Source organism: Bradyrhizobium sp. USDA 4486, from assembly GCF_054057995.1.
This window is the reverse complement of sequence record NZ_JBSRZV010000001.1, coordinates 6,656,118-6,677,864: the sequence shown is the minus strand read 5'-3', so window position 1 is coordinate 6,677,864 and position 21,747 is coordinate 6,656,118. Positions and strand designations below refer to the sequence as shown.

The 21,747-nt window shown below is 65.1% G+C and carries 19 protein-coding genes and 2 pseudogenes; 10 read left to right on the top strand and 11 right to left on the bottom strand.

What is annotated here, in order from left to right; translation table 11 throughout:
• Window positions 1-35 precede the first annotated feature (35 nt).
• The 3 genes and pseudogenes from ACVWY3_RS31520 to ACVWY3_RS31510 form a co-directional block, all read right to left on the bottom strand.
• Window positions 36-754 (bottom strand): annotated as a pseudogene (locus tag ACVWY3_RS31520) (ribonuclease activity regulator RraA).
• 96 nt (window positions 755-850) lie between these two features.
• Window positions 851-2,590 (bottom strand): L-arabinonate dehydratase, encoded by a 1,740-nt coding sequence (araD, locus tag ACVWY3_RS31515; protein ID WP_456841951.1) that lies wholly within the window; start codon window positions 2,588-2,590, stop codon window positions 851-853.
• A pseudogene (locus ACVWY3_RS31510) lies at window positions 2,587-2,754 on the bottom strand (ABC transporter permease); the annotation flags it as partial. The pseudogene ACVWY3_RS31510 and the gene araD, both read right to left, overlap by 4 nt.
• A gap of 276 nt (window positions 2,755-3,030) precedes the next feature.
• On the opposite strand from ACVWY3_RS31510, the gene ACVWY3_RS31505 reads away from it, so the two are divergent.
• Together ACVWY3_RS31505 and ACVWY3_RS31500 are read left to right on the top strand one after the other, a co-directional pair.
• Window positions 3,031-3,450, top strand: a complete 420-nt coding sequence (locus ACVWY3_RS31505; protein WP_456841950.1) for a response regulator transcription factor — start codon at window positions 3,031-3,033, stop codon at window positions 3,448-3,450.
• A complete protein-coding gene (locus ACVWY3_RS31500) occupies window positions 3,428-7,024 on the top strand; it encodes a PAS domain S-box protein (protein ID WP_456841949.1) in 3,597 nt (1,198 codons plus the stop codon). Before ACVWY3_RS31505 ends, ACVWY3_RS31500 begins: the two co-directional genes overlap by 23 nt.
• A gap of 113 nt (window positions 7,025-7,137) precedes the next feature.
• Here ACVWY3_RS31500 and ACVWY3_RS31495 read toward each other — a convergent pair whose 3' ends face one another.
• The gene (locus ACVWY3_RS31495) at window positions 7,138-7,773 is read right to left on the bottom strand and encodes a response regulator transcription factor (RefSeq protein ID WP_456841948.1); all 636 of its coding nucleotides are present in this window, start codon (window positions 7,771-7,773) and stop codon (window positions 7,138-7,140) included.
• 184 nt (window positions 7,774-7,957) lie between these two features.
• On the opposite strand from ACVWY3_RS31495, the gene ACVWY3_RS31490 reads away from it, so the two are divergent.
• A complete protein-coding gene (locus tag ACVWY3_RS31490) occupies window positions 7,958-8,212 on the top strand; it encodes a hypothetical protein (RefSeq protein WP_456841947.1) in 255 nt (84 codons plus the stop codon).
• A 55-nt stretch (window positions 8,213-8,267) separates the two neighbouring features.
• On the opposite strand, the gene ACVWY3_RS31485 is transcribed toward ACVWY3_RS31490, so the two are convergent.
• From ACVWY3_RS31485 to ACVWY3_RS31460, 6 genes are all read right to left on the bottom strand, one after another.
• Complete coding sequence (locus ACVWY3_RS31485) at window positions 8,268-8,771, bottom strand: response regulator (protein ID WP_456841946.1); 504 nt, start codon at window positions 8,769-8,771, stop codon at window positions 8,268-8,270.
• Window positions 8,772-8,917: 146 nt separating this feature from the next.
• Window positions 8,918-9,232: a PilZ domain-containing protein gene (locus ACVWY3_RS31480; RefSeq protein WP_456841945.1), complete on the bottom strand. Its 315-nt coding sequence runs from the start codon at window positions 9,230-9,232 to the stop codon at window positions 8,918-8,920.
• Between the two features lie 2 nt (window positions 9,233-9,234).
• Window positions 9,235-10,113, bottom strand: a complete 879-nt coding sequence (locus tag ACVWY3_RS31475; RefSeq protein ID WP_456841944.1) for a CheR family methyltransferase — start codon at window positions 10,111-10,113, stop codon at window positions 9,235-9,237.
• A gap of 61 nt (window positions 10,114-10,174) precedes the next feature.
• Window positions 10,175-10,561: a response regulator gene (locus ACVWY3_RS31470; RefSeq protein ID WP_027563594.1), complete on the bottom strand. Its 387-nt coding sequence runs from the start codon at window positions 10,559-10,561 to the stop codon at window positions 10,175-10,177.
• A gap of 31 nt (window positions 10,562-10,592) precedes the next feature.
• Entirely contained in the window at window positions 10,593-11,066 is a 474-nt protein-coding gene (locus ACVWY3_RS31465) for a chemotaxis protein CheW (RefSeq protein ID WP_456841943.1), read from the bottom strand.
• Window positions 11,067-11,146: 80 nt separating this feature from the next.
• Window positions 11,147-14,002, bottom strand: a complete 2,856-nt coding sequence (locus tag ACVWY3_RS31460; RefSeq protein ID WP_456841942.1) for a hybrid sensor histidine kinase/response regulator — start codon at window positions 14,000-14,002, stop codon at window positions 11,147-11,149.
• A gap of 729 nt (window positions 14,003-14,731) precedes the next feature.
• On the opposite strand from ACVWY3_RS31460, the gene ACVWY3_RS31455 reads away from it, so the two are divergent.
• The 4 genes from ACVWY3_RS31455 (at window position 14,732) to ACVWY3_RS31440 (ending at window position 17,194) form a co-directional block, all read left to right on the top strand.
• Entirely contained in the window at window positions 14,732-15,442 is a 711-nt protein-coding gene (locus tag ACVWY3_RS31455; protein WP_456841941.1) for a Crp/Fnr family transcriptional regulator, read from the top strand.
• A 177-nt stretch (window positions 15,443-15,619) separates the two neighbouring features.
• Window positions 15,620-16,318: a Crp/Fnr family transcriptional regulator gene (locus tag ACVWY3_RS31450; protein ID WP_456843504.1), complete on the top strand. Its 699-nt coding sequence runs from the start codon at window positions 15,620-15,622 to the stop codon at window positions 16,316-16,318.
• 151 nt (window positions 16,319-16,469) lie between these two features.
• On the top strand, window positions 16,470-16,847 hold the full coding sequence (locus tag ACVWY3_RS31445) for an Hpt domain-containing protein (protein WP_456841940.1): 378 nt from the start codon (window positions 16,470-16,472) through the stop codon (window positions 16,845-16,847).
• Window positions 16,848-16,945: 98 nt separating this feature from the next.
• A complete protein-coding gene (locus ACVWY3_RS31440; RefSeq protein WP_456841939.1) occupies window positions 16,946-17,194 on the top strand; it encodes a hypothetical protein in 249 nt (82 codons plus the stop codon).
• A gap of 36 nt (window positions 17,195-17,230) precedes the next feature.
• Here the strand turns inward: ACVWY3_RS31440 and ACVWY3_RS31435 are convergent, their stop codons facing one another.
• Window positions 17,231-17,854, bottom strand: a complete 624-nt coding sequence (locus tag ACVWY3_RS31435; protein WP_456841938.1) for a LuxR C-terminal-related transcriptional regulator — start codon at window positions 17,852-17,854, stop codon at window positions 17,231-17,233.
• Window positions 17,855-18,163: 309 nt separating this feature from the next.
• Here ACVWY3_RS31435 and ACVWY3_RS31430 point away from each other — a divergent pair, with 309 nt between their 5' ends.
• The 3 genes from ACVWY3_RS31430 to ACVWY3_RS31420 all read left to right on the top strand — a co-directional run bounded on the left by ACVWY3_RS31430 (window position 18,164) and on the right by ACVWY3_RS31420 (window position 21,637).
• Complete coding sequence (locus ACVWY3_RS31430; protein ID WP_456841937.1) at window positions 18,164-19,327, top strand: hypothetical protein; 1,164 nt, start codon at window positions 18,164-18,166, stop codon at window positions 19,325-19,327.
• A 385-nt stretch (window positions 19,328-19,712) separates the two neighbouring features.
• Window positions 19,713-20,138, top strand: a complete 426-nt coding sequence (locus ACVWY3_RS31425) for a hypothetical protein (RefSeq protein WP_456841936.1) — start codon at window positions 19,713-19,715, stop codon at window positions 20,136-20,138.
• Window positions 20,139-20,422: 284 nt separating this feature from the next.
• Window positions 20,423-21,637, top strand: coding sequence for an EAL domain-containing protein (locus ACVWY3_RS31420; RefSeq protein ID WP_456841935.1), 1,215 nt, complete (start codon window positions 20,423-20,425; stop codon window positions 21,635-21,637).
• Window positions 21,638-21,747: the final 110 nt, after the last annotated feature.

The window sequence follows — 21,747 nt, the reverse complement described above, 5'->3', positions numbered from 1 at the left end:
TCTCCCCGTTCCGCGTGCGGGGAGAGGCGAAGGAACTACCGCCCGTTCTTCTTCCGCCATTCCGCGAAATCCGTCAGCGTCTGCGGATCGGTCGCCGGATAAAGGCCAAAAATGCCGCGCCCCTTGCCGACTTCCTCAGTGACGAAATCCTCGAACGCGGTCATCTCAAAGGTTTCATTGGCGATCTCGTCGGCGAGATGCGCGGGGATCACGATGACGCCGTCGGCATCGCCGAGGATGACGTCACCAGGAAACACCGGCGCGTCGCCGCAGCCGATCGGCACGTTGATCTCGATCGCCTGGTGCAGCGTGAGATTGGTCGGCGCCGAGGGGCGATGGTGATAGGCGGGAATGCCGAGCTTGGCGATCTCGGCGGAATCGCGAAAGCCGCCATCGGTGACGACGCCGGCGACGCCGCGCTTCATCAGCCGCGTCACCAGGATCGCGCCGGCCGAAGCGGCTCGCGCATCCTTGCGACTGTCCATCACCAGCACGGCGCCGGGTGGGCAATCCTCGACCGCCTTGCGCTGCGGATGCGAGCGATCCCTAAACACGTCGATGGTGTTGAGATCCTCGCGCGCCGGCATGTAGCGCAGCGTGAAGGCCTCGCCGACCATGGTCGGCTGGTCGGGACCGACGGGATGCACGTCCTGGATCATCTGGATGCGCAGGCCGCGCTTGAACAAAGCGGTGGCGACGGTGGCGGTGGAGACGGATTTGAGCTTGTGCGGGTGGCTTCGGAAAGTTTGGTCATCTCGTGCTCTCTCATGGTCGTCATTCCGGGGCGGCGAAGCCGAACCCGGAATCTCGAGGTTCCGGGTTCGCTTCGCGCCCCGGAACGACGGTGAAACTAATAAATCGACGGCTCGCCGATCGGCGCGCCGAAATCGGTCTCGAGGAAGTCGAAGTCGCAGCCGTCATTGGCCTGCTTGATATGCTTCGTAAACATCCAGCCGTAGCCGCGCTCGAAGCGGCGCTCGGGCTGTTTCCAGGCGGCGCGGCGCTTTGCGAGTTCGGCTTCGGGCACCTCGAGATTGATGGTGCGCGCGGCGACGTCGAGCGTGATCCGATCGCCGTTCTGCACCAGCGCCAGTGGGCCGCCGATGTAGGATTCGGGCGAGACGTGCAGAATACAGGCGCCGTAGCTGGTGCCGCTCATGCGCGCATCCGAGATGCGCACCATGTCGCGCACGCCTTGCTTCACGAGTTTTGTCGGGATCGGCAGCATACCCCATTCCGGCATGCCCGGCCCGCCCTGCGGCCCCGCATTGCGCAGGATGAGAACGTGGTCCTCGGTGACATCTAAGTTGGGATCGTCGACCGCCTTCTTCATCGAGGGATAGTCGTCGAACACCAGGGCGGGACCGGTGTGCTTGAGGAAGCGCGGCGCGCAGGCGCTCGGCTTGATGACGCAGCCATCGGGCGCAAGATTGCCCTTGAGCACGGCGAGCGCGCCTTCCTTGTAGATGGGATTGTCGACCGAGCGGATCACATCGGCATTGTGCACCTCGGCGCCGCCGATGTTCTCGCCCAGCGCCTTGCCTGTCACCGTGATGCAATCGAGATGCAGATGCTGCTTGATCTGCCCCATCAGCGCCGGCAGGCCGCCGGCGTAGAAGAAGTCCTCCATCAGGTACGTATCGCCGCTCGGACGGACGTTGGCAATCACCGGCACCTTGCGGCTGGCGATCTCGAAATCGTCAAGACCGATGTCCTGGCCGGCGCGGCGGGCCTGCGCGATCAGATGGATGATCGCGTTGGTGGAGCAGCCCATCGCCATTGCGACCGCAATCGCGTTCTCAAACGCCTTGCGGGTCTGGATGGTCTTCGGCGTCAGGTCCTCCCACACCATCTCGACGATGCGGCGGCCGCACTCCGACGCCATGCGGATATGGTTGGCGTCGGCCGCGGGGATCGAGGAGGCGCCCGGCAGCGTCATGCCGATCGCCTCCGCAATCGCGGTCATGGTCGAGGCCGTGCCCATGGTCATGCAGGTGCCGTAGCTGCGGGCGATGCCGGCTTCGATGTCGAGCCAGTCCTTGTCGGAGATCTTGCCGGCGCGGCGCTCGTCCCAATATTTCCAGCCGTCCGAGCCGGAGCCGAGCGTCTTGCCCTTCCAGTTGCCGCGCAGCATGGGACCGGCCGGCAGATAGATCGCCGGGATGTTCATCGAAGTCGCGCCCAAGAGCAGCGCCGGCGTGGTCTTGTCGCAGCCGCCCATCAGCACCACGCCGTCGACGGGATGGCTGCGCAGCAGCTCCTCCGCGTCCATCGCCAGCAGGTTGCGGTAGAGCATGGTGGTCGGCTTGAGCAGCGATTCCGACAGCGACAGCGCCGGCAGCTCGATCGGCAGGCCGCCCGCCATCAGGACGCCGCGCTTGACGTCGTCGACGCGCGACTTGAAATGCATGTGGCAGGGCTGCGCGTCCGACCAGGTGTTGAGGATCGCGATGATCGGGCGGTCCTTCCACTCCTCGGGGGCATAGCCCATCTGCATGGTGCGGGAGCGATGGCCGAACGAGCGGAGGTCGTCGGGTGCAAACCAGCGCGCGCTGCGCAGCTGGTCGGGCGTGATTTTCTTCTTGGTCATGATTGGGAGCCCCATTTCTGGACGGTGTTCCGCTCGATGGCGCGGAAGATCAGGTTCTCGACAAAGAGGCCAATGATGATCACGGTCAAGAGGCCCGCGAACACCGCGGGTATGTCGAGCAGATTGCGGTTCTCGAAGATGAACCAGCCGAGTCCCAGACTGCCGTTGCAGAGGCCGAACCAGATCAGCGCGAGCGGCAGCAGCGCGATCGCCGGCAGCCGCGCCGATCCCGCGGCCGGCGCGAAGGACGGTTCCGCCGCCTCGGCAAACCATCTGCACGAAGGCATGCATAATCGCGGGGCCTGGAGAGAGCGGCGCCGGCAAGCCGTCATATCGTCGCGAAGTGCTTGCAGGCTGGGCGGAATCCGCGCAACAATTTCATGTTTGATGGCTTGATTTGGGGCGCCGGAATGTCCCCTCCGCCCCGGAGGATTTCAGACGTGGCCAACATCCTGATCGTGGATGACGACCCCGCCGTGCAGATCACGATCCGGCTTCTCCTGGAGCGGGCCGGGCATCACGTCACCGTCGCCGGCGACGGCCGCCAGGGACTTGCAATGTTCGAGGCCAGCGGGTTTGACCTGTTGTTTCTCGACATCTTCATGCCCGGCATGGACGGGCTGGAGACGATGCGCCACATCCGGGCGCGCCGGTCGGCCGTTCCGATCATCGTGATCTCCGGCCGTTCGGCCGCGCCGGACGCCTATGCGGAACCGGATTTCCTGAAGATGGCGACCAAGCTCGGCGCCGTGGCGAGCCTGCGAAAGCCGTTCGGGCCCGGCGCCCTGCTCGCCGCCGTCGATGGCTGCCTGAAGGCGGCTCTGCCGGAGAGGTCCGATGTCAGCTCCGGCCAGCGATGACGAGGGCGGCTCCTGGGCTCCGGTCCAAACCAAGCGCGGCCATACGGGAAGTCGAGCGAACATTCCCATGACGCTCACGACGCGGCTCGCCATCGCGATGATCCTGCTGGTGGCGGTCACCGTGGCCGCCGTCGGCTGGCTTGGCTATCGCAACATCACGCAAGCCGTCATTCCGCGGGTGCTGGAGCGGGTCGAAGCCCAGTCGCGCCTGCTGGCGACCAATCTCGAATCCTACGTGTCCGGCGTACGCGGCGATCTGATCGGCTATCGCTCCGCCGCGGCGATCAACGGCCTGATCCGCGCTCACATCGGCGGCGGAATTGACGCATCCGACGGCGTCTCGGAGCAGACCTGGCGCGAGCGCATCGCGACGCGGCTCGCGGCCGAGATCGAGGCCAAGCCCAGCTACGGGCAGTTTCGCATCATCGGCCTTGATGACGACCAGCGCGAGCTGGTCCGCGTCGATCGCTCGGGCCCGAATGGCGCGGTACGGATCGCCCCCAACAGCGAGTTGGCGCACAAGACCGACCGAACCTACTTCCAGGAAACGATCAAGCTCGCGCCAGGCGAGATTTACGTGTCGCCGATCGAGCTTGCGACCCGCCAGGGCGGGACCACGGACCTGCACATTCCGACCCTGCGGGTGGCGACGCCGCTGTTCACGCCGGAGGGCAAGCCGTTCGGCATCATCATCGCCAATATCGACATGCGTCCGGCACTCGAGCGCGTCCGCGCGACGACGAGCTCGGGAGGGGACATCTACGTCGTGAATTCGCGCGGCGACTATCTCGTCCATCCCGATCGTGCGCGGGAATTCGGCTCGCTGCGTGGCCATCCCACCAACTGGCGCAATGATTTTCCGTTTTTTTCCGCCGTCGCCGGCACGCCTGACGTGTCGACGCATCTCACGACCGACGCAGCGGGCCGGCCGAGCGGCGCGGCGATCGCACCGGCACTGCTTGCGGGCAAGGAGTGGATCGCAATCATCGTGACCGTTCCCCCGGCCGTGTTCGGCCGCGTGCCGGCCGCGATTCAAACGACGTCCCTGCTCGTCGGCCTGCTCGCGGTCCTCGCTGCGGCTGCGCTCGCGGTGCTGCTCGCGCGCTCATTGACGCGCCCGATTGGCCGCCTGACCGCGGCGGTCGAAGCCATCGGCAGCGGGCGGCCGGCGGACATTCCGGTCGACGCCAGCGGCGAGACCGGCGTGCTGGCGCGGGCCTTTGCCCAGATGGTCGAGGAGACCAGGGCGAAAACAGCCGCGCTCGAGCACGAGGTCCGCGAGCATCGCCGCACCGAGGCCGCACGAAGCCATCATGCGGCGCGCGAGCAGCTGTTCAGCGCCGCCGTCGAATCATCCGACGATGCGATCGTGATGCAGACGCTCGAGGCCATCATCATCGGCTGGAATCCGGCGGCAGAGCGCCTTTACGGCTACTCGGCGGACGAGGCCATCGGCCAACCCACTTCGATCATCGTCCCGCCCGATCGCCGCGAGCACGGCAAGGACTATCTGCGGCGGATCGCCCGCGGCGAGCCGATCGAGCGCTTCGAGACGGTGCGCCTGCGCAAGGACGGCACGCCGGTCGAGATCTCGCTGAGCCTCTCACCGATCAGGGGACCGTCGGGCGAGATCGTCGGCGCCTCCGGCAGTGCACGCAGCCTCACCGAGGCGCGGCGGGCCGAGCGCGTGCTCCAGCAGCAGCTCGAGGAGCGCCGGCAGATCTTCGACACCTCGCAGGATCTGATCATGATCATGGACGCACGCGGCCATGTCGCGCAGATCAGTCCGAGCAGCGAGACCATTCTCGGCTACAAGCCGGACGAGATGATCGGCCGCAGCGGCGCCGATTTCGTTCATCCCGATCATCTGGAGCAATCCCGCGCGCAGATGCGCGCACTGCGGCGCGGCGACCGCCCCAAGCTCGACGACACCCGCTGCTTCCACAAGAACGGGCACGAGGTCTGGCTGTCATGGCTCGGCAGCTGGTCCGAACAGGCGCACCGCTTCTATTTCGTCGGGCGCGACATGACGGAGGCACGGCGCGCGCAGGAATCCCTGCAGGAGAGCGAACGACTCGCCCGCAACATCGTCGAGACCTCGCTCGACGCCTTCGTCCAGACCGACGAGGCCGGCAGGATCCTGAACTGGAACTCACAGGCGGAACAGCTGTTCGGCTGGCGCCGCGACGAGGTGCTCGGCAAGAGCACGATCGACCTGATCGTGGCCGAGAGCGAACGCGAGCGGGTCAGGGCCGGCCTGAAGCGCTTCCTGGAAGAGGAGGACGGCACGACGCTGAACCGCCGCCGCGAGCTCATGTGCCGGCGGCGCGATGGCAAGGAATTCAAGGCCGAGCTGAGCGTCACCGCGCTGAAGCGCCGCGAGGGCCTGCTGTTCAACGTGTTCTACCGCGACCTCACCGACAAGATCGCAGCCGAGGAGCGTATCCGCCACGCCGAGAAGATGGAGGCGGTCGGCCAGCTCACCGGCGGCGTGGCGCACGACTTCAACAACATTCTCACCGTCATCACCGGAACGATCGAGATCCTGGCGGAGGCGGTCGAGAAGGAACCGCAGCTTGCGGCCATCACCAAGATGATCGACGAGGCCGCCGCGCGCGGCGCCGAGCTGACCCAGCATCTGCTCGCCTTCGCGCGCAAGCAGCCGCTCCAACCGCGCGAGATCGACATCAATTCGCTGATCATCGACACCGCCAAACTGTTGCGGCCGACCCTGGGCGAGCAGATCCAGATCGAATCGGTGTTCGAGGACGAGAACTGCGTCGCGATCGTCGATCCGAACCAGCTCACCACCGCGATCCTCAACCTCGCGCTCAATGCCCGCGACGCCATGCCTGGCGGCGGCAAGCTGATCGTGGAGACGGGCGCCGCTTATCTCGACGAGGTCTATGCCAGCGTCAACGACGTCCGGCCGGGGCATTACGTGCTGATCGCCGTGAGCGACACCGGCACCGGAATTGCCGCCAACATGCTGGCGAGGGTGTTCGACCCGTTCTTCACCTCGAAGGGACCGGGCAAGGGCACCGGGCTCGGGCTTTCGATGGTCTACGGTTTCATCAAGCAGTCCGCGGGGCACATCAAGATCTACAGCGAGGAAGGCCACGGCACCACGATCAAGATGTACCTGCCGCCCGGCAAGACGCCGACGGTCGTCGGCGAGGGCGTGACGCCGGCCACGATCGAGGGCGGACACGAGACGATCCTCGTCGTCGAGGACGACCGGCTGGTGCGCGACTACGTACTGGCGCAGCTGCATTCGCTCGGTTACGTCACCTTGCAGGCCGCGAACGCCGCCGAGGCGCTCGCGATCGTCGCCGCCGGCAAGCCGTTCGATCTTCTCTTCACCGACGTCATCATGCCCGGCAAGATGAATGGACGGCAGCTCGCCGACGAGCTGGCGAAGACGCGGCCCGATCTGAAGGTGGTCTACACATCAGGCTATACCGAGAACGCGATCATCCATCACGGCCGGCTGGATTCGGGCGTGCTGCTGCTGGCGAAGCCCTATCGCAAGTCGGATCTCGCGCGGATCATTCGCAAGGCGCTGAACGGGTGATGTTGAGGAGTCATTCCGGACGCGCGTAGCGCGATCCGGAATCTCGAGATTCCGGGTTCGATGCTCCGCATCGCCCCGGAATGACTAAGAAATATCCGCGATACGACTGCGCCTTACGACGCGCGCTGGGCCGCGGTCATCACGATGCGGATCAGGTCGGCGGCGTTACGCGCGCCGAGCTTCTTCATGATGTTGGCGCGATGGTCCTCGATGGTCCGCGGGCTGATGCCGAGCGTGCGGCCGGCTTCCTTGTTGGACGCACCGGAGGCGAACTGCTCCAGCACCTCCCGCTCCCTGCGCGTCAACGGCTCGCGTCCGGGGAAATGCAGAGATCCGAATTTCGGCGCGGCATTTTCCGCCTGCCTGCGTGCATAGGCTCCGATCGCCTCGTCGAGCCGGCCGACGATCTCGCTGCCGCGGAACGGCTTCTCGATGAAGTCGAGCGCGCCGCTCTTGATGGCGCTCACCGCCATGGCGATGTCGCCCTGTCCGGAGATCATGAAGATCGGTGCCGGATAGTCCTCGCCATGCAGCTCCTTCAGGATGTCGAGGCCCGACTTTCCGGGAATGTGAACGTCGAGCAGGATCGCAGCCGGTGTGCGGTTTCGCGCGACGGAGAGCAGCGCCGCGCCGTCCGCAAAACAGATCACCTCGTAACCCGACGCCTTCAACACCATCGACAAGGTGTCGCGAACGGCGGGGTCGTCGTCGACCACGAAGATTTCACCGCGAGAGCTTTGTTCGGCCATGTGCCATATCCAGTTGGCATGAAGGACTCGCGTCCGCGCCAAGCGTTATGGCGTTAGGCGCGGATTCGGCCCACCCGTATTTGTACGGGACATGGACTTAACGCACAAGTAGCGGCAGGGTGCCTAATTGCGGGGTACGGAGAATATCCATGCTAAATTACGCCGGCACGCCCCGCTCGCCGCGATGGCCGATACTGACAGCCGTCAGTTGATCGCAGCCGAACTTCGCTCTCTGATCGCGCGCATCGAGATCAGTATGCGTCTGATCGACGCGGCCATGGAGAGCGACGACGATAGCATACCTGCGGGTTCCACCGAGATTGTCGTGCTCGACGACGTTACGCCGCGTTATGCCACGGCGAGCGCCGCGCTCAACGCCTGCCGGGCGGAGCTCAGCCACGCCCTGCAGCAATTGTCGGATTCTGGCAGCGCAGCGTAAGTCACAATCAACGCGGCTCACCTGCCCGCGGCTGATTGCATGGCAGCTCCGCGCCTCAGGCGCGGTGCCGTTCCACGACCGCATCGGTGGCGACGCCGCCCCAGGTATGGATCGCCGGCAGGCCCATCGCGGTCTTGCCGAGATTGGCAAGACTGATGCGCAGGGCCGCGAGGTCCAGCGGCTTTGGCAGGCTCTGCAGCTCGATCCCGACGGCGCGGGCGAAGCTGCGGGCAGCGCTGCGGCGCTTGCCATCCATGCCGCTGATGACGATCACGGCACCAGTGAATTTCGCCTCCGCCATCTCGCGCAGCACGTCGATGCCGTCGCCGTCCTCCAGCACGAGATCGAGCGTCACACAGTCGAAGCGCGCGGCGCGGAGCTTCTCGATCGCCGCCGCCACGGACGGCGCCACGGTGACTTCGTGACCGGCCTGCTTCGCGGCGACCGTGATCAGGCTGCGCTGCGTGGCGTCGTCGTCGACCACCAGCAGCTGAAGCGCACGCCGCTCCGCGGCGTCGGGCAGGTTGGACGTGACGGGGGAGAGGGAACTTCTGGGCATTGCCGTATTCCTGAGATTGAGACCGGCAATGGGTACACGGCTCGCGCTTAGGCGACGTAAAACCGCGGCGGCAAATTCATTCGGATGTTTCAGCAAATATAAAGCAACGTCGCGGAAAGCGCGCAGCACTCGTAGCCGCGTGCCGATCAGGCCGCCGCGTCGTGACCGCCGGCGCCGCGCTTCTTCCGGTTCTTACCGCGCAGGAATTGGATGTCCATCTCGGCGCCGTTGACCCGCACCAGCTCGCAGCGGCGATAGGCCAGGCCCGTGGACGACAGCAGCAGGAAGAATTCTTTCAGGTTCAATCCCTGGATCGAGCCTTCCACCGTGAGGATGGCGTCGGTGTCGGAGATCGCGTTGAGCTTGCAGTCGCGGCGCCAAGTGCCATCGATGGCCATGATGCAGACATCATAGCCGCGACTGAACGTCACGCGTTCGGTGCCCTTGCCATCCTCGGCCATGCCTATCGTCCTGCCATGACAGCCATGCGCGGCGCCGCGCCGGCGAGCACCGGCTTGGCGACGGCCGCACGCGGATCGTTCGGCTTGTAGAGGCCGCGCCGCTCCGGGATCGGCCTGAACGTATCGGTCAGTCCGACCACGGTTTCGGCTGCGCCCAGCACCAGGAAGCCGTCGGGCTCGATCTGGCGCGCGAGGCGGTTGAAGATGTTGATCTTGGTGTCCTGGTCGAAATAGATCAGCACGTTTCGGCAGAAGATGACGTCGAAGGTGCCGAGCTGGGCGAAGTCGTGCAGCAGGTTGAGCTGGCGGTGCTGGATCATCGCCCGCAGCTCGGGATTGATCTGCCAGGTCTCGCCGGTCTGCTTGAAATATTTCACCAGCATCTGGATCGGCAGGCCGCGCTGCACCTCGAACTGGCTGTAGATGCCGGCCCTGGCCTTCTCCAGCACCTCCTGCGACAGGTCGGTCGCGATGATCTCGACACGCCAGCCGGTGAGGGCCGCGCCCATTTCCTTCAGGCACATCGCCAGCGAATAGGGCTCCTGCCCGGTCGAGCCGGCGGCACACCAGATGCGCACACTGCGCTTGCCGGCGCGCGCCTTGATGATCTCGGGCATGATGGTGTCGCGGAAATGATCGAACGGGACCTTGTCGCGGAAGAAGAAGGTCTCGTTGGTGGTCATGGCTTCGACCACGTCCGTGATCAGCTGGCGCGAGCCGGCTTGCAGCTTCTGCACGAGCTCGGCGATGCCGGAGAATCCCGCCTTGCGGGCGAGCGGCAGCAGGCGGCTTTCGATCAGATATTGCTTGTCTGCGGACAGGTCGAGACCCGAATTATCCTTCAGGAACTTACGTAGATACTCGTACTCGGTCGGAGTCACGGATAGCCCTCTTCGAAGCTGTACTGGGAACACTCTGGCCCAAACGTCAGGCCAGACACACTCAGACCATGGCTTGTCCGACCGGGATCAGACCAACTTCAGCGAACTTGTCGGCGATGATGTCTTTGTCGAAGGGCTTCATGATGTACTCGTTGGCGCCGCCGCTGAGCGCCTGAGCGATATGAGCCACGTTGTTCTCGGTGGTGCAGAACACCACCTTCGGCTGGTCGCCGCCGGGCAGGCGGCGCATGTGGCCCATGAACTCGAAGCCGTCCATCACCGGCATGTTCCAGTCGAGCAGCACCGCATCGGGCAGCTGCTTCTGGCAGATCTCGAGCGCCTTGGAGCCGTCCTCGGCCTCGGTGACTTGGAATTCCAGGCCCTCCAGGATCCGGCGCGCGATCTTGCGCACGACGCTGGAATCATCGACCACCAAACAGGTCTTCATTTTGGTTCTCCGGCTTCGATGTTTCGTTGGCTCACGCAGCCATCTGCACTTCGGTCTTCAATTCGAGCACGCGGTCGACGTCGAGGACGACCATGAGCTGGCCCTCGAGACGGTGGACGCCGCCGGCGAGCTTGGCCATGCGGGGATCGAGGTTGACGGGGTTTTCCTCCTTGCCGTCCTCGGGCAGGCGCAGCACCTCGCCGATCTGGTCGATCAGAAGGCCGTAGGATTCACCGCGCAGATCGACGCCGACCGCCATCGGCGCCTTGCCGTCCTCGGCCTTGGGCAGGCCGAGACGGGCGCGCATGTCGATCACGGTGACGATGCGGCCGCGCAGGTTCAACACGCCCGCGATCTCGCTGGAGGCGAGCGGCACGCGGGTGACGCGCTCGGGCATGAACACGTCCTGGACGCGCGAGATCGGCAGGCCGAACAGCTGGCCGCCGATCATCGCGGTGACGTATTCGACCATGGCGCCTTCGGCGGACTGGGTCTTCCTGCTCATTGGCGAACTCCTCGTCCCGTTCCTTAGGTTTTGAGCATGATCTGATCGGAAAACCGCTTCACACTTTTCCGGATCATGCTCTAGGCCGCTGCCCGGCTCAGCTCGGAGGCGCCGGCCGCGCCCGCGGTCTGCTCCTTCAGCGCCGCGATCAGGCCGGGACGGTCGAACTTGGCGACATAGTCGTGGAAGCCGGCCTGCCGGCCGCGCTCGATCGCCGCCGGCGACACCAGCGCCGACAGGCCGATGATCGGCGTGGCCGCGAGGTTGTTGTCGGAGCGGATCACTTCCGCGAACTCGAACCCGTTCATGTCAGGCATCTCGATGTCGGTCAGGATCACGTCGAAGCTTTGCGCGCGCAGGGCCGCGAGGCCCTCCTGCGCGGTCGGCGCGGTGCGGACGCGGTAGCCGGCCGCCTTCAGCACGGGCGCCAGCATGTTGCGGAAGAAGGCGCTGTCGTCGACCAGCAGCACCGACTGCGAATGCATCGACGGCTTCATCTCCTTGCGGGTGAACCAGTCGGCGAACGCCATCGGCAGGAAGTGGCCGACGTCGATCACTTCGGTGGCCTGGCCCTTGATCACGGCCGAGCCGAGGATGCCGGAGGAGGAGCCGCCGACCTCGATGTTGAGCCGTTCCTCGACGATGTCGATGATCTCGTCGACGACGAGGCCCATGGAGCGGCCGTCGTCGGCGAACACCAGGATCGGCTGGGCGCCCTGGCTCGCGATGGTGACGCTCTCCATGGCGACCAGCGGCATCAGCTGCTCGCGGTACTGCACCATGTAGCGGCCGTTGGAGAACTCGATCTTGTCGGCGGGCAGCTCTTCCAGGCGCGTGACGAGGCCAAGCGGGACCGCCTTGGGCTGCGACGAGCCGGCGCGGAACACCAGCAGCGAGGTGGTCTGCTCGCCCGAGCCGATGTGATGGCCGGCGCCCTCGTCGGCCATGTCATGGGCCGAGGAGCCGGAGGCGCCGAGCGCTTTGGCGATGCCGTTGGGGTCGATGATCATGATGACGGCGCCATCGCCCAAAATGGTGTTGCCGGAGAACATGTCGATGTGACGCAGCTTCGTCGACATCGGCTTGACCACGATCTCTTCGGTGTGGAACACGCCGTCGACGACGATGCCGAAGGTCTGGCTGCCCACTTGCGTCACCACGATGAAGCCGTTCTCGGGATCGGAGGCCGCGCCGTCGTCGATCTTGAGCAGCTTCTTGAGATGGATCAGCGGCAGAAGCTTGTTGCGCAGGCGCAGCACCGCGGTGTCCTTGATGCGCTCGATGCGGTGCTCGGAGTTGGCGCGGGCGCGGACCAGCTCGACCACCGAGAGCTGCGGGATCGCAAAGCGGTCGCCGGCAGCTTCCACGATCAGCGCGGAGACGATGGCGAGGGTCAGCGGGATCTTGATGGTGACGGAGGAGCCTTCGCCGGCCACCGACTTGATGTCGATGGTGCCGCCGATCTGGTCGATATTGGTGCGGACCACGTCCATGCCGACGCCGCGGCCGGAGACCGAGGTGACGGCGGCCGCGGTGGAAAACCCCGGCGCGAAGATGAACTTGTGAATCTGCGCTTCGCTCATCTTCTCGAGCTCGGCCTCGGTGACGAGACCGGACGAGAGCGCCTTGGCCTTGATCTTCTCGGTGTTGAGGCCTCTTCCGTTGTCGGCGATGCAGATGATGATGTGGCCGCCCTCGTGGTAGGCGGACAGGCGAATGGTGCCCTGCTCGCCCTTGCCGCTCGCCAAGCGCTCGGCGGGGGTCTCGAGGCCGTGATCGGCGGAGTTGCGCACCATGTGGGTGAGCGGGTCCTTGATCAGGTCGAGCACCTGGCGGTCGAGCTCGGTGTCGGCGCCGTGCATCTCCAATTCGATCTGCTTGCCGAGTTCGCTGGAGAGGTCGCGGACGATGCGGGGCAGCTTCTGCCAGGCGTTGCCGATCGGCTGCATGCGCGTCTTCATGACGCCTTCCTGCAGCTCGGCGGTGACGTTGGAGAGGCGCTGTAGCGGCACCTTGAACTCGGTGTCCTCGTTGCGGCGGGAGATCTCCAAAAGCTGGTTGCGGGTCAAGACCAGCTCGGAGACCATGGTCATCAAATGCTCCAGCGTATCCACGTTGACGCGGATCGACTGGTTGGCGACGCGGTCGCCCTCGCCGGCACTCTCGTCGGCCATCGACTTCTTCGGCGCGGCCTTTTCCTTGGCGGGCTTGGCGGTTTCCTTGGCCTGCTTCGCTGCTTGCTTGGCGGCAGGCGCCTCGGCAGCCGGCGCGGGCTCGGCCTTGGCCACCGGGGCGGGGACCGGCGCTTCGATCGCGGTCTCGCGGAAGGCGCGCTCGAGCTCGTCGAGCGAGACTTCGCCCGGACGCAGCGGACGCTCCAGCGTCTGCTCGACCAGCGAGCCGGTGGTCATCTCTTTTGCCGGGGCCGGCTTGGCTTCGGCACCAGGTGCGTCCGGCACCAGCGGCGGCGCTTCGGCAACGGGAGCAGAGCTTCCCGCGGCCGGCATCGGCTGCGCCGAGCCTGACGCGATCGGCGAAGCCGACGCTGACATCGCCGCCATGCCCTGCTCGACCATCGCTTCCAGCTTGTCGATGAGATCGCGGTCGTTGCCCTCGGGCTCGGCTTCGGTCGCCTCGAGGCCGGCGAGGATCTCCTTGATGCGGTCGATCGAGGACAGGATCACCGTCACGGCCTGCCCGGTTACCGGCATGCCGTCGCGGAATTTGCCCATCAAGGTCTCGCCGGCATGCGCCAGCGCTTCGAGCCGCGGCAGGCCGAGGAAGCCGCAGGTGCCCTTGATGGTGTGGACCAGGCGGAAGATGTTATCCAGGATCTTGGCGTTGTTCGGCTCCTGCTCGAACTTCACCAGCTGATTGTCGACGGTGTCCAGGCTCTCGCTGGTCTCCGTCAAGAACTCCCGCAACAGATCATCCATGAGCTACGCCTTACTGACCTCGACCTGCACCTGGACGCCCGAGCCGTCGCGCCTGGCAATCGACGGAAGTCCGCTTCTGGATCGTTAGACATCCCCTTTCACGGTCCCGTTAATTTCAGCCTCCGTGCTAATACGGATATTGAAGAGAAGTTTGCCGTTCGGCCGGATGCGAAAGCGTTTTTCGGCAAAACCGGCAGCACGCTGCGGCGGCAAAGCGCGTGAGGTAAACGCAACCACAATCGCATGACGAGCCGCGCTCGAAAGTCCTGCTGCTGAAGGGCGATATGCGTGAGGCGCGCGAAATCGAATCGCGCGGCCGGCAAGCAGCTGCGCTCACGCGGCCATCGCTTCCCGGCTTTGCCGGGATTTGCGAAGTTCGCGTTTGCGGTAAACGGACGGTTACCCCGCAGCCGCTGCAGCCCGTGCTGCGCTAACCCAGCCACGAGGCGGCGGCAACGTCGCCAGCCGGACGATGCTCCGCCAGGCAATCGTTGATGGCGGCGACATGAAAGCGCCCTTGCCGCTCTTTCCTGCGATGGCTGCAGGGACCGAGACGCAGAACCCCGTGAGCGAATCGCCCGTTCTTGTCTCATCGCCAATGCGGCAGGTTGTCTGCCTTAACGGCGATATCGACGACACACAACCTTTGCAATAAAATTTATTGTGGTGCAACTACATGACGAATGATGCGCGGCGCCAATCATTCATCGCATGCGCGGATTGACCTGCATGACCGCGAGCAACCGCCCGCCCAACCAGTTGCTGCAAAGGCTCGAGGCGGCAGACTTCGATCTGCTGCGGCCTCATCTGGCGACGGTCGCAATGGTCAGGGAGTCTGCCTTGGGCAAGGCGGGCGCCGCGCTGAGACACGTCTACTTCCCGCACGGCGGTTCCGTGTCGATTACCGTGGGTCTGTCGGAAGGACAGATGATCGAGGTCGCGATGCTGGGCCGCGACAGCGTCGTGGGCGCCGGCGCGGCGCTGGCCGACGGCATCGCGCCGGCGGACGCGGTGGTCCTATTCCAGGGGGCAGCATCCCTGCTGGACATCGAGGCGTTCCGCGCGGTGGCCGCCGCAAGCACGCGGTTTCGCAGCCTCATGGTCCGCCATGAGCAGGCCCTGCTTGCGCATGCTCAGCAATCTTTGCTCTGCAACACGCTCCACTCCGTCGAGGCGCGGCTGGCGCGCTGGCTGTTGCGGGCCCGCGAGCTCTCCAACAGCGAGATGCTCCCGCTGACGCAGGAAGCGCTGGCGCGGATGATCGGCGTCAGGCGCAACGCCATTTCGCTGGTCGCACATGCGCTTCAGCAGGCCGGCATCATTCACTACGCCCGCGGCCAGATCGAAATCGTCGACCTGCAAGCGCTGGAGACGACCTCCTGCGGCTGCTACTCCGCGGTGAAGGCCCACCACACGCGCCTGATCGGCGCCCTGCCATGACGATGGCGCCGGCTGCATGCCGAGATGCACACAGCGTCGCGGCGATCCGCGCGACCGGACGTCTTGTCCCAATTGCCAATATATCCCGATGGGCAGATGATGAAACTACCCGTGCGGGGAGCGCTTTCGCTTGCCGCGACTTTGCGGGTGCATGAGACGGAGACGGCCTTGGAAACGATGGTGCGCCCATCCAACGGTTTCCTGTCCGCGCTGTCGGCAGACGATTATGAATTGATCCGTCCGCATCTGCGCACCGTGGATCTGCCGCACGACGCGGTGCTGGTCGAGACTGGCGAGACGCTCAGGCGGGCCTACTTTCCGCACCGCGGCGTCATCTCGCTGGTGGTGAAGCTCGCCAGGGGCGAGCATGTGCAGGTCGCCATGATCGGCCGCGACAGCCTGCTCGGGACGCTCTCGATCATGGGCGATGCCTGCGCGCTGAACACGGCGATGGTGCTGGTTCCCGGCGTCGCATCCGTGATGGATCTCGACCGGTTGCGCGGCGCGGCCGAGCAGAGCAGCACCCTGCGGACGTTGCTCACGCGTCACGGGCTGGCGGTCTACGTCCAGGTCCAGCAGACCGCGGCCTGCAACGTCGCCCATCCCGTGGAGTCGCGGCTGTCGCGCTGCCTGCTGCACACCCATGATTTGTCGGGCGACTACCGGCTGCTGCTGACCCAGGAGGCGATGGCGCACATGATCGGGGCCCGGCGCAACAGCGTGTCGCTGGTCGCCAACACCCTCCAGCATGCCAATTTCATCCATTACAGCCGCGGGCACATCCAGATCCTCAATCTCGACGGGCTGCGCCAGACCGCATGCGAATGCTACGCCACCGTGAAGGCCCAATACGACCGGCTGCTCGGCCGGCACTGACCGCCGTCCGCGCATGGTAAACCTTCGGCTAACGCCGGCGCGCAAACACGCTCCGTCCTGCTACCGGAACTGAAATGCGAATGCCCTAGACACGGGGCTCGCGCCGCACGCGCTGCGCGACCGATGAACCGCAATCAGGACAGGCAAAGCCATGTTTGAAGTGACCGCCGCGCCTGCTCGGAAAGCGATCGACATCGAGCCCGCGCGCGAGCCCGGTGCCTATGAGGCGCTGGTGGCGGAGATCGGCGAGGACGGTGCCCAGGAAGTGCGCACTGTGTTCTGGGGCGAGACCCGCGCACGCCTGCAACTGTTCCGCTCGCTCGCGCTCGCGCAGCACCATGCCAGGATCGCGCGGGAAGCGCATTCGCTGAAGAGTGCGGCCGGAACGTTCGGCTATGTCAGGCTCGCGGCGCTGGCGCTGCGGCTGGAGAAGACGGCGGAGACGCTTGAGGAGAGGCAATTCCACGATCTGCTGGCCCTGATGGCTGCCGCCTTTGACGCCGCCCGCGCGCAAGAGCCGCAGAGGTAGAAAACTGCGTGCAAAACCCGCCGTAATTCTACGGCTTGGGATTTTTAGAGATGGCTAATCATAGGTGGCGATAGTCGCCGGAAACCAGGAGGGTTTCCATGTTCACCTATGAGACTGCGGACCAGAAAGAGGTCCGTCGCTTCCGCATCGCGCAGTTCAACGGCCGCATGGCGACGGTGAAATCTGGCGAGGCGACGGTGACTGGTTTCGTTCGCTCGGTGCTGGAGCATGAATCGAGCATGCCGCCGCGCTGGACCATCACGATCATCCCGAACGCGCCGAAGGAAGGGCCCAAGCCGCTGCGGCCCGGCTCGCGCGCGCGTCCCTTCGCCGAAGACTATTTCTGAGCGCGATCGGCCACAGGCCCGCGCAACACTAAGATCTCAATCGATCGAATGCAGCAGCGCCGCGCGGACGAGGTCCGCGGTGTTGCGCGCGCCGAGCTTGCGCATCGCCTCGGCGCGATGGCTCTCGAAGGTGCGCGGGCTGATCTGCATCCGCAGCGCACCCTGCTTGTTCGAATAGCCCTCGCTGATCAGCCGCAGCACCTCGCGTTCGCGCTTGGTCAGCCGCTTCTGGCCCGACAGGCCGAGCAGCTCCGCGCCGGGGAGGCGCTGCGGCTGCGCTGCGCGAGCAGGCTTCAATTCGGCATCATCGGTGCCGGACGGGGCCGGCAGGCCCCCCTTGTGAGGACCGGCAAGCTGCTTGACGAGGCCGCAAACGCGCTCGGTCTGCGCCAGCGCATTCTCCACCACCCGCTGCAAATAGGCGCGGTCGCCGGTGACGGGCGCGAGCTGATCGCTGTGATGCTTGATCTCGCCCATGTAGAGCAGCAGCGCAGTCAGGGGGCCGTTGAGCTCGCGGGCGATGGCGGCGGCCATTTCGTCGGCCGCCTTGGCACGGGCCGCGTTCAGGCGGACGAAATCGAGCTCTTCAGCTGGAGCAGCGCCGCTTTCATACCATTCCGACGACCGCGAATCAGTGGCCGTATCATTCTGTGACCCCATGTGATTCGTTTACCGGAACCCACCCCGGTCTGTGGTTAACTTTTTGCTCCGTAAGACTACGGTGATTTTGACGTTTTTGTGCTGAAATACGGACATCGGCACAATTTGTGCTTGCGGGCTGCCGCCATTCAGCGCGCCGGGGTTGAGATTTCCGCTTAACCACGGCGTCCCGGCCGATGCTCCCGGCTCCCGGCCTTTACCGATTAATTAACAATGACTTGCTTCTCTTGGCAGCACTGAGAGCGCGCAAATGCCTCCCCGCATCTGGCCCTTAGCCTGGCGGGAAACGCTGCGAAAGAATTGCGTGCCATGAACGAGATCAATCGGCTGTCGGAGTTCTTGCAGAGGCTGACGCCGCTGTCGCGCAGCTGCCTGCTCAGCGAGCTCGAGCGGCTCGAGCTCTGCGGCATCGACATGCCGGGCTCGGCCGAGATCCAGGCGCGCCTGCGCGCCGAGTTTCGCAAGGACGGATCGAGCCAGGCGCGCGCCACCAGCCCGTCGCGCCATTTCTTCGCGCCGCTCGAGCTGCTGCTGATCGACGGCGCGCCCGAGCATGCCAATATCGGGCGGATCTCGCGCAACACCCTCACCCCGATCTGGGAGTGGATCTGCCGCGATCTGCTGCCGACCATGGCGCGCGACTACATCAAGGCGATCAACGACCAGGTCGCCGCCAACAACCCGAAGGAAGTGCTGAAGACCGCCTCGATCTTCCAGACCAAGGTCCTCAAGGTGCTCGAGAACACGCTGGCCTCGGCCGAGAGCACCGAGTTCGCGCGCGGCAAGCTCGCGCAGTACACGGCCTCCCGCGCCGCCTTCGACGACGTCAGGAAGATGCAGCATGTGCTGCGCGCCGGCGACGCGCTGCCGAAATTCAACGCGAAGCTGCCCGAGAAGATCGCGAAATTCGACGATGGCCTGGTCGCGCAGATCACGGCGCAGCTCGATGCCTTCAAGAAGGCCCATCCCGAAGCGCTGCCTTACGCGCTGACGCTGGTCGCACGGCGCCTGAAAACGCCGTGGCAATTGGTGCGCCTCGCCACCAAGGCGGCCGCCAGCAAGAGCGCCGCAGACGTCGCCGTGACGCCCTATGCCTGTGTCGTTCCGATGGTGCTCGACAGGCTCGACGACAAGCGCCTCGCGCTGCGGGTCGCGCTCCGGCACAACCGCGTGCTGGTTGCGCGCGACCTGCTCGCGGAGATCTACGACACCGAATATGCGCTCAAGGTCCGCATCGACGGCATCGAGGCCAGTGAATGGGGCATCCGCCTTCAGCAGCTGATGGACGCGATCGCGGCACTGGTGTCCGCGGAGGTGAGCCGCTTCCCCGCCAATGTCGGCCACATTCTCGGCTCGCGACGGCTGCGCAGCCACGAGACGCTCGGGGGCAAGCTCTCCTATCTGGCCTGGAAGGGACGCGACGCCGTGCAGGACGGCGCGGCGGCGTTTCGCAAATTGATCGGGCAGACCTAGGAGCATGATCCGGAAAAGTGTGCAGCGGTTTTCCGGCAGGATCATGCTCAAACGATAACGCGCGCGGCTAACGCGGCAGGCACAGGAAGCGGTCCATAAATCGCCCTGAGAGCACGAACCTGAACCACCAATAGATCATCCGCCGCATCGACATAGCTGTAATCCTCGACAGCCCACCCACCGGCTGCGCGGAGCAATAGCGCAGGTGCAGCAATGCGCATGTGAGCTGCTTCACACTTGCGCCGGCCCGGCCGGACGCATTGTCGCAGAACCGTCACGAGCGAAGGCGGAACCTGCCAGCATCGCGCGAAAATGAGTTCGTCGCTCGTGGCCCATGCAACTATCCTCCCGATGCTCTGCAGAAGCATCGAGAAGGAGGGTCGCGATGAGACCGGCTCGAGTGACATGGACGATGGTGGCGCTGCTCACGGGCGCGCTGGCGCTCACATCGGCGACGACGGCGCAGACCTCGCCGCCGCAAGGCAACGCCGCGCCGACTGCCGACAACGCGGTGCTGCTCACCGTCTTCTTCAAGCACGACCAGTCCCGCCCGCTGAACGAGCTGAACGCGCAGCTCGAGAAGCAGGGCTACTACAAATCCTTCCCACCGCCCGGCGTCGAAGTCGTGAGCTGGTACGTGATGATGGGGATCGGCCAGGTGATCACGCTGCGCCTGCCCGCCTCGCGCCTGCGCGAAGTCAATCGCGTCATCGAGGACACCGCGTGGGGTCCCTACCGCACCGAGTTCTATCCGACCTACGACTACAAGGCTGTCGGGATGGCTCAACACGACAAGGCCACAAGCAATTGAGGCGTCCATTATTCAATTGGGCGAAACGCGAACGGCATCGTCCTATTGCAGGACACCGCTGCTTCTTGCGCACGAGATGCAACGTTCGAGAATCTGCCGCGATGACGGTGTCACGCAGCCGTCACGCGCGGTCAGACGTAAAAACTTCTCTAGCGAGATCCGTACAATTTTAGACGTGCTGCGTGCTTTAACGTTACCCAGATAATTCAACAATCGGCTCAAGCCCTCCATATTTGAAACTGCTCCCATCGCTAACACCGTTCGCGGAACGGGAGTGTTTTGCGATGAACGACGAAGTTGTAGAACTCGCCGGACGAAGGCCCAAAACCTTCGGACGGCGAAAAATGATGCCGCGCGCATGCGTCGCCGACAGCAAGCGCCACCTGCGCGCTTTCCTCGCAGAGGTGCTGGAGGATCTCGGCTTCGTCACCAGCGAATGTGCCAGCGCCGAAGAGCTGCAAGCCGTGCTGACCAGCGACTTGCCGGACCTGATCCTGCTCGGCATCGCCGCCGACGGCATCGAGCCCGGGAAATTCCTGGAGACGCTGGTGCGTGAGGCCTTCGACGGCAAGGTTCTGACGGTGGGTGCCCGCGAATCGATCATCGTCAAGGCCGTGCAGCAGGTCGGCGAGGAATATGGCCTTGCGATGCTGCCGCCGCTGACGACGCCCTTTGCAGCGGAGACGCTGCGCGAGCGCATCGCGGTGCTGCTGCCGGAGGAGCCGGCGCCGAGCCCGGCCGTGCATGTCGGCGAGGCCCTGCATGCCGGCTGGCTCGAGCTCTGGTACCAGCCCAAGATCGACGCGCGCACGCTGATCCGCAGCGGTGCCGAGGCGCTGGTGCGGATGCGGCATCCGACCTGGGGCGTCGTGCCGCCCGCCTATTTCATCCCTGAAACGCACGATCCGCATCTGCGCGACCTGTCGGAATTCGTGATCGAGCGCGCCGTGCAGGACTGGCACTATCTGCTCGAGCAGCAGAGCCCGGTCGATCTCTCGATCAACCTGCCGGCGTCGTATCTGAAGGAGCCGCAGGCCGCGCGCGAGCTCTGCCGCCGCATGCCGACGCATCCGGCGTTCGGCGGACTGACGATCGAGATCGACAGCGAGGAGGCGATCCGCGACCTCGATCTCCTGGCCGAGGTCGCGCGCGAGGTGCGCCTGTACAATATCGGCCTGTCGATCGACAATCTCGGCGCCAACTGGCCGTCGCTGATGGACCTCGACAGGATTCCCTTCATCAAGCTGAAGGCCGACCGTCACTTCGTCACCGGCAACGCCAATGACCGCCTCAAGCGCACGGTGTGCCGCCACATCGTCGAGCTCGCGCATAGCTACGGCGCGTGCACCATCGCCGAAGGCGTCGAGAGCCGCGCCGATCTCGTCGCCGCGAACGAGCTCGGCTTCGACCACGTGCAGGGCTATCTGTTCGGCAAGCCGATGCCGCTGAAGAAGTTTGCAAGGAGCGCGCTGACGCGGACCGTGATGGGAGGAGAATGAGGCTATCGCCTCACCGGCCGCCGCGCGACGCAGAGGCGCGCGCGGTCGCAGCAATCGATTCCCAAGGACAGCTCGCAAAAGCGACGAGATTCCGGGTCATGCTCTAGCGG

Coding starts and splice junctions, on each gene's coding strand:
- araD (WP_456841951.1), bottom strand. CDS start 2,590: ATGACCAAGAAGAAAATCACGCCCGACCAGCTGCGCAGCGCGCGCTGG.
- ACVWY3_RS31500 (WP_456841949.1), top strand. CDS start 3,428: ATGTCAGCTCCGGCCAGCGATGACGAGGGCGGCTCCTGGGCTCCGGTC.
- ACVWY3_RS31495 (WP_456841948.1), bottom strand. CDS start 7,773: ATGGCCGAACAAAGCTCTCGCGGTGAAATCTTCGTGGTCGACGACGAC.
- ACVWY3_RS31490 (WP_456841947.1), top strand. CDS start 7,958: ATGGCCGATACTGACAGCCGTCAGTTGATCGCAGCCGAACTTCGCTCT.
- ACVWY3_RS31485 (WP_456841946.1), bottom strand. CDS start 8,771: ATGCCCAGAAGTTCCCTCTCCCCCGTCACGTCCAACCTGCCCGACGCC.
- ACVWY3_RS31480 (WP_456841945.1), bottom strand. CDS start 9,232: ATGGCCGAGGATGGCAAGGGCACCGAACGCGTGACGTTCAGTCGCGGC.
- ACVWY3_RS31470 (WP_027563594.1), bottom strand. CDS start 10,561: ATGAAGACCTGTTTGGTGGTCGATGATTCCAGCGTCGTGCGCAAGATC.
- ACVWY3_RS31465 (WP_456841943.1), bottom strand. CDS start 11,066: ATGAGCAGGAAGACCCAGTCCGCCGAAGGCGCCATGGTCGAATACGTC.
- ACVWY3_RS31460 (WP_456841942.1), bottom strand. CDS start 14,002: ATGGATGATCTGTTGCGGGAGTTCTTGACGGAGACCAGCGAGAGCCTG.
- ACVWY3_RS31455 (WP_456841941.1), top strand. CDS start 14,732: ATGACCGCGAGCAACCGCCCGCCCAACCAGTTGCTGCAAAGGCTCGAG.
- ACVWY3_RS31450 (WP_456843504.1), top strand. CDS start 15,620: ATGGTGCGCCCATCCAACGGTTTCCTGTCCGCGCTGTCGGCAGACGAT.
- ACVWY3_RS31445 (WP_456841940.1), top strand. CDS start 16,470: ATGTTTGAAGTGACCGCCGCGCCTGCTCGGAAAGCGATCGACATCGAG.
- ACVWY3_RS31440 (WP_456841939.1), top strand. CDS start 16,946: ATGTTCACCTATGAGACTGCGGACCAGAAAGAGGTCCGTCGCTTCCGC.
- ACVWY3_RS31435 (WP_456841938.1), bottom strand. CDS start 17,854: ATGGGGTCACAGAATGATACGGCCACTGATTCGCGGTCGTCGGAATGG.
- ACVWY3_RS31430 (WP_456841937.1), top strand. CDS start 18,164: ATGAACGAGATCAATCGGCTGTCGGAGTTCTTGCAGAGGCTGACGCCG.
- ACVWY3_RS31425 (WP_456841936.1), top strand. CDS start 19,713: ATGAGACCGGCTCGAGTGACATGGACGATGGTGGCGCTGCTCACGGGC.
- ACVWY3_RS31420 (WP_456841935.1), top strand. CDS start 20,423: ATGAACGACGAAGTTGTAGAACTCGCCGGACGAAGGCCCAAAACCTTC.